The sequence below is a fragment of the Vibrio sp. V43_P6S15P86 genome (genome assembly GCF_009904725.1).
Classification (GTDB): domain Bacteria; phylum Pseudomonadota; class Gammaproteobacteria; order Enterobacterales; family Vibrionaceae; genus Vibrio; species Vibrio diabolicus.
Window position 1 is genome coordinate 1 of record NZ_WXWT01000313.1, and the last position, 6654, is coordinate 6654.

7 protein-coding genes and 1 pseudogene are annotated in these 6654 nt (G+C 45.5%); 1 reads left to right on the forward strand and 7 read right to left on the reverse strand.

Translation table 11 applies throughout. The features are described 5' to 3' along the window. Positions 1-378: tyrosine-type recombinase/integrase (locus CAG69_RS13890; protein ID WP_161444735.1), on the forward strand; the 378-nt coding region annotated here is incomplete at its 5' end. 44 nt (positions 379-422) lie between these two features. Here CAG69_RS13890 and CAG69_RS13895 read toward each other — a convergent pair. The 7 genes and pseudogenes from CAG69_RS13895 to CAG69_RS13925 form a co-directional block, all read right to left on the reverse strand. Further along, complete coding sequence (locus CAG69_RS13895; protein WP_046876177.1) at positions 423-896, reverse strand: DUF2947 domain-containing protein; 474 nt, start codon at positions 894-896, stop codon at positions 423-425. A 13-nt stretch (positions 897-909) separates the two neighbouring features. Beyond that, positions 910-1497, reverse strand: a complete 588-nt coding sequence (locus CAG69_RS13900) for an HD domain-containing protein (protein ID WP_161444737.1) — start codon at positions 1495-1497, stop codon at positions 910-912. Between the two features lies 1 nt (position 1498). After that, positions 1499-2083 carry a ribosomal protein S5-alanine N-acetyltransferase gene (gene rimJ, locus CAG69_RS13905; protein WP_161444739.1) on the reverse strand — a complete coding sequence of 195 codons (585 nt, stop codon included), beginning with the start codon at positions 2081-2083 and terminating at the stop codon, positions 1499-1501. Positions 2084-2119: 36 nt separating this feature from the next. Further along, positions 2120-3664, reverse strand: coding sequence for a transcriptional regulator TyrR (tyrR, locus tag CAG69_RS13910; RefSeq protein WP_161444741.1), 1545 nt, complete (start codon positions 3662-3664; stop codon positions 2120-2122). A gap of 100 nt (positions 3665-3764) precedes the next feature. Beyond that, on the reverse strand, positions 3765-4805 hold the full coding sequence (locus tag CAG69_RS13915) for a YcjF family protein (RefSeq protein ID WP_161444743.1): 1041 nt from the start codon (positions 4803-4805) through the stop codon (positions 3765-3767). Then, positions 4802-6178 carry a YcjX family protein gene (locus CAG69_RS13920; protein WP_161444745.1) on the reverse strand — a complete coding sequence of 459 codons (1377 nt, stop codon included), beginning with the start codon at positions 6176-6178 and terminating at the stop codon, positions 4802-4804. The genes CAG69_RS13915 and CAG69_RS13920 overlap by 4 nt, the downstream gene beginning before the upstream one ends. Before the next feature lie 263 nt (positions 6179-6441). Then, positions 6442-6638 (reverse strand): annotated as a pseudogene (locus tag CAG69_RS13925) (hypothetical protein). Positions 6639-6654: the final 16 nt, after the last annotated feature.

A 6654-nucleotide genomic window follows, 5' to 3' on the forward strand; every position in this document is an offset into this window, starting at 1 on the left:
GGTTATGCGGGCGTATACATCTCTGAAGGTTTACGACGTAAATACCCAAAAGCGGAGCTAGATTTTAACTGGCACTTTTTATTCCCATCAACAAAGTTAAGTACAGATCGGGACACCGGAGAGCTCAGAAGGCATCATATCAATGAAAGTGCAATACAAAGAGCGGTAAAGCGCGCTGCAACGGATGCGTGTATCGAGAAAACAGTAACATGCCATACACTCAGGCACAGCTTTGCCACGCATTTATTGGCGTCTGGTGCTGATATTAGAACAGTACAAGAGCAGCTTGGTCACACCGATGTAAAAACCACGCAGATTTATACTCACGTTATCGAGCGCGGGGCTGGCGGCGTGTTGAGTCCATTATCCAGCCTTTAGAAAAACAAAGCCACCTCGAAAAGGTGGCTTTGCAGTATAACTCGTTATTGACGAACACCGAGTTTTACATTGCCCTTTGAGTCAAACCAAAGCGCTTGTGAACGACGACGTCCAATCAATATTGGACCATCATCATAAAAGAGAAAGTTCTTCCAATGCTTTTTAAAAATCGACCACTTAGTTTCGATGACATTGTACTTCTCGTAGCAAAAGTAAACGGTCACATCGTCTTGCCAATCGATATGTGCTTCTACTTCCGCTGGCATGTCCGGATCATCTAACTCCCACGCAGCCATCCAATCAACGACTTCCGACCAGTTCGCCTCATTCATTGGCCAATCTTGGGAGCTAAGTCGATCCATATCGGGGCTTTGAGCACTAATATTTTCTTTCCAAAATTGTGCTGAACGAGCTTGGCTCATCGGCTTAATAAAAGCCAAATCTTCTTTTGGCACAGGCATCGACTGATGCGTAAAAATCCATTTTCTTTGGTATTCATCCAAAGGCAAATAAGACATTCAGTCTCCTTTATTACGATTTCAGCCAACCTTTCTCTGTGGCTTCTTCTATCAACTCTTTCGCTTTGTCCCATAAGGTAACAGAGCCAAATTCAATTCGTTTATTAATGGTAAGTGCTTGTTCACGAGAGACGCCATGCTCCTTCCAACTCTGACCATTATTATGGTAGTTCAAGAGCATTGGAATTAACCGGTCGAGTGCTTTTGCATACTTAGCATCATCGGTCTGCGCGGCTTCAAATTCCTGCCAAAGCGCCAATAACTCTTGCTCCTGATCGCTGGGTAACATACCAAACAAGCGCTCTGCGGCTCTAATTTCTTTTTCTGCTTGCTCTTGAGACGCAGCAGTATCATAAACAAAGGTATCGCCCGCGTCGATCTCTACTACGTCATGTATCAATAACATTTTCATCACTCGGCAAATATCAACAGGTGCATTCGCATGCTCTTCCATCAATATTGCCATCAGTGCGACATGCCAACTATGCTCACCACTATTTTCGAGACGCCCTTCAGCACTTTTAACTCGGGTTCGGCGCAAAATACTTTTGAGTTTATCGAGCTCGATTACAAGTGCTAATTGCTTTTCCAATCGCTCCATACTATCGCCCTTCTGGTTGCCAGTTCGGATTAATAAGTGACGTTAGAACGTGGTCTTGCCATTCACCATTAATCAAAAGGTAATCTTTTGCATACCCTTCTCGATTGAACCCTACATGCTCTAGCACAGATTCACTGCGTTTGTTGTGAGGCATGTACCCGGCTTGAATACGATGCAGTTTCTGAACGTTAAACATGTAGTCGCAAGCCATGGTTAATCCACGACGCATATAACCATGCCCTTGTGCTTTTTCAGCGAGAGAGTATCCGACGTTACAAGAATAAAAAGGGAAACTACTCAAATTACTAAAGGATATCGTACCTAGCATTTCACCCGAAGAGGCTCTGACCAAGAGGCAATAATACCCCAACCCCATTCGATGCAGCTCATTGAGCTTGATAAGCTTTTGCAACCAACCGTTCACTGAGAAAAAAGCCTCTTCACGTTTCGGCTCAAACGGTTTCAGGTATTCTCGATTCGCTTGAAAATACTCGGCAATCATATCTGCGTCACCGATTTCAGCGGTACGAAGAAGCAAGTCACCGTCCAACTTATGAACGGCGATAGATGAGCTGTTATCTTCCATTACAAATGATTAATTCCGTCTTTTCGTTCAATTCGATTAATTCTTGCGGATACCGTAATCACGCAGTTTATTAGCGATTGAGGTATGCGATACATTTAAGCGCTTAGCAAGCTTGCGGCTTGATGGGAATGACTGATACAAACGCTCCAGAACCTGAGATTCATAGTCACGCATGATCTCATCCAATGAACCGTCGATGTTAAGAGTCGCACTACCTGCGCCGACTGATTGAGGCTGAGGTAAATTGAAGTGCTCCGCGTTTAGTATACCACAATCCATTTCTGTGAGCGCTCGAAGAACCATGTTGTCCAGCTGGCGCATGTTTCCTGGCCACTGATAATTTGCAAGGGCATCAACTAGGCCATCATCAAACTCTGGCTTATCAATCCCAAGCTGTTGAGCATGTTTCGCCACAAACAAATCAAGCAATGGCGCAACGTCGTTTGAGCGCTTACGTAACGGAGGAATGCTGAGCGTAAGTACGTTGAGACGATAATACAAATCTTCACGGAACATACCCGCTTCAGAAAGCTCGGCAAGGTTATGTTTTGTTGAAGCGATGATACGAACATCGACATGCATCTCATCTTCTGCACCAACACGACGGAAATTACCATCCTGTAGAAAACGTAACAGCTTGATTTGAAGATGCGAGCTCATTTCACCGATTTCATCAAGAAATACCGTACCGCCATTTGCTTGCTCGAAGATGCCTTTGTGACCTTGTTCGTGGTTAAACGAGCCCGGCGCATGACCAAAAAGTTCGGTTTCTGCTACATCGTCAGGCATCGAAGCACAACTCAAAACTAAGAATGGCTTACTCGCACGGCTAGAACGGCTGTGGCAAGCTTTAGCAAGCATTTCTTTACCGGTCCCCGTTTCGCCTTCAATCAACAGTGGCTGGTCAAGCACAGACAGCTTCTTAGCTTGATTCATTAGCGCTTTATGGCGGTTCGATATTCCAACAAAGTGCTCAAAACCCAGGGGATTATGCAGTGGCAGCGCTTCTTCAATTCTGGCAACTTGCTGACTAGAGCGAATCGTCATTAGAGTACTCGCTAGAGTCGAGTTTTGCGCTTCGTCTCGGATATAAACTGGCATCAACTCAAGAACATAGTCCAAGCCATCAATCACAAGGTTTTCCCGCGTTCTGCCATTCACACCTTCAGACCAGCGAGAAAAACGAACACTTGGCAGCAAAACTCCGATCTGCGTACCAATTACTTCTTGTTTGTGAAGACCAAGCAGTGAAAGTGCAGACATGTTTGCCATGTCTACGGCACCTTTAAGGTCGATGGCAAAGACCGGATCGGGCAAGTTATCAACTAGCGAGAGCAGCTCCGTATTGTGCCGCTCCATCGGCATAAACTGGATTTTACGTACGTCTTTCACCCCCGGAATACGGCGGATTTCAGCCATCAGCTCACTAAACGTATCAAAGTCAATATCTGGGCAATTCAAATAGATAATACCGCTAATATCGATTTCGATACCACGTAAGTCGATGCTTTTAGACGCTAAAATATCGAGCAGTTCTCGGGTCAAGCCGAGTCGATCTTCACATAAGACTTCAAGACGCACTTAAAATATCCCAATTCACAACTGTCAGGAAAAGTTGACAGTAGTTTCTATCATGCTTGGAATCGCGTCAAGCAATCCTATCCATCAAAGTTGATATTCGTTACGGTTTCATCGTAATTGATGCAACTTTCGCCGCCACTGCCTTGCGTATGGTGCCCAATTTAACCTGACGGTCAGGATACCATGGTAGTGGACGCAATAAGGTCATCGCTTTCAAGCCCAAACGTGCCGTTAGAATACCAACACCTAGTCCCTGCCCCGCACGAGCAGAAACTTTGCCCGCAAGGTCCATCGACATCAAGTCCATACTGGCATCAATAGCTAGCTCACTGGCACCAGCCGCCGCCATATTGACAAATACCGCTTTTAGTAGCTTGATGCGAGAGGCGTAACCTAGCTCTACCCCATATACTGTGGAGAGGTTGTCGATCATTTTGAAATTTCGCCACGCCACCAGCAACATATCAGCGGCAGCAAGAGGGCTCACAGCGACTAGGGCCGCACACTCGGTTGCGTGCTGCGATACGATTTTCGTTGCCAACTTGTCTTGTTGGCTCACGACCATCGAGTCATACATATCAAGGATTTCAGCATCACTATGAGCTGGGTTAATGCTGTTCTGCCAACGATCAAAGCCCGGGTTCTCTGCCATCACGCCACTTTGTTCTGCCACTGTTTCGCAAAAGGCTTTCCCTTTCCCCACACTCTCACTATTAACAAGTGCTTCGGCTTCTTCTTGAACACTAAAATGATTTCGTAGTTTGCGCAGTTTCCAAAGCTCTTTACCCATAGCTCCTAAACCAAGCGAAGCGATCGCAGCAATAAACCCCGTCCAGCTAAAAGCCAGCCAATCAGAAGTTTGAATTGCAGTTATAACCGAGTCCACCGCTTGCCAGCCAACCAAACCAGCGAAGGTGGCAAATGCGCCAGTCGCGAGCCATTTTCTGCCCGGTTTTGGACGAATGACATGCTCGAGTTGCAATTCCTGTTCGGTCTCCTGGTGCGCTTCTTTAACTTCAACAGGTACGAATGTTTCTTTTTCGCCGAATGTTTGCTGCGCCGTTAACTCCGGTTGATTCGATTGCTGCTCTTTTTCCATTGCCTTTTCAGAGAAAACTTGTTTTTGCTTCAACTCACTCATTTCAATTTATCTCCAATCAGGTAATCCAGTGCTTTGTCTAAGCGTATGTGCTTCACTGGCTCATCATTCGGTGAGGGCATCGGACGAAATGACGTAAAATCAAACCCGTTGTTTTGCCAATAAGCCGCATTTGGTAGCTTTTTCGGCACTTCTCCCGGAAACATCGTCATCGGCTCACCATCCAACGTCGTACCCTGTAACGCCGGAATCGTCTTATCTCCAGAAGAAATAAATCCCGTCGTGGTTGATTGGATAGAAGCGATACTCATGCAGCTCATCTCGATATTCTCGTAGGCTGCGGTTTGCCACGCTGGATGCACCATTTGTTGTAACAAAGATACTAAATTGGGATGCTGATCGGGCGTTATGTGATCCGCTTTTGTGGCAGCAAACAGCACTTTGTCGATTTTTGGTGAGAATAAACGGCGCAAAAAGCTACTACGACCATAACGGAAGCTATGCATGATCTGCTCTAGCGCTTGGCGCATGTCGTAAAACGCTTCATCGCCGGCATTGAGGGGCTGCAAGCAATCCACAAGTACAATCTGGCGATCGAAGGTCGCAAAATGATGCTTATAAAACGCTTTCACTACTTTCTGTTGGTACTCCTGAAAACGCGCTTCGAGCATCGCCAAGTTGCTGCCCTTAAGCGCCTTGCTTTCAGAATCAGCACGACACGGGAAAAACTGTAGCACTGGCGCGCCTCCGAGCTCACCAGGTAATACGAAGCGGCCAGGCTGTACCCAATGAAGACCTGCGTCTTTACAGGCATGAAGGTACTCGGTGTATGTGTGCGCAACTTTCTCGAGTAGTTTCTCATTCACTTCAGCAGAAAGATCCACCTTTTCTAATTCAGACAGCCAAGCTTTGGCTAAATCACCACGCTGGCCTTTAAGTGCATCAAACTGAGTTTGCGACCACGTCGCAAAGTCCATGTCCAATAACGGCAGGTCGAGCAGCCACTCTCCTGGATAGTCGATAATATCAACATTTAAAATTGCGGTTTTACTCAACAGCTTTTTCGTGGTTTTATTTGGTTTGTACTTGATCGCTAAGCGAATCTCACTCACATCCCGTGTTGGTACTGGCCACTGAGGTGGAGTCGCATGGATCTGGCTCATCGCTTCGTCGTAAGCAAAACGTGGCACCATCATATTCGCTTGAGGTTCACGCTTCGCTCCAATAAGACGCTTATCTCTGGCTGCAGTCAAAAGAGGCAAATTATCATGGGTAGCGGTATGGAGAAGCTGATTCACTAATGACGTGATAAATGCCGTCTTACCTGCACGAGAAAGTCCGGTGACGGCAATTCGAACATTGGAGTCCATACCTCTGTTGATAAAGTCATTGACTTCTTTCTTTATTCTTTTCATTGCGCTTCTTTATCTTACTCCGCTCTAAAACAACGTTATCAGCCACTTCGGGTATCAATCTATGAATACTTACCTATCAATACTGAACTCTATGAGTCTAACTTTATATACCTTAATAAAAGATGAACAAAACATTCGCTTAAAGCAGGATGAAAAAAGAAAAGCCCCTGAGTGGTTCAGAGGCTTACTTAATCAACACTAAAGCATTAGTGACCCTATTTATGCTGATTACTGTGTTGAACAGAAACCTGCTTTATTTGAGTCTAGTCGTCTTCGATTAATTTATAGATAACAAATAGAGCGATTTCTAAAATCAGCCACAATACACACGTAATACACACGTGATGGTCACGTACTTCTCATCAAAGATACTGATGCCGTGAAGGATCAAGTCGTAGCCAACAAAGCCACCTACCACTACAGCAAGGATAATTTGTAGAATCTGAATAAAACGAGGCATGCCGTCTCCTAATTAT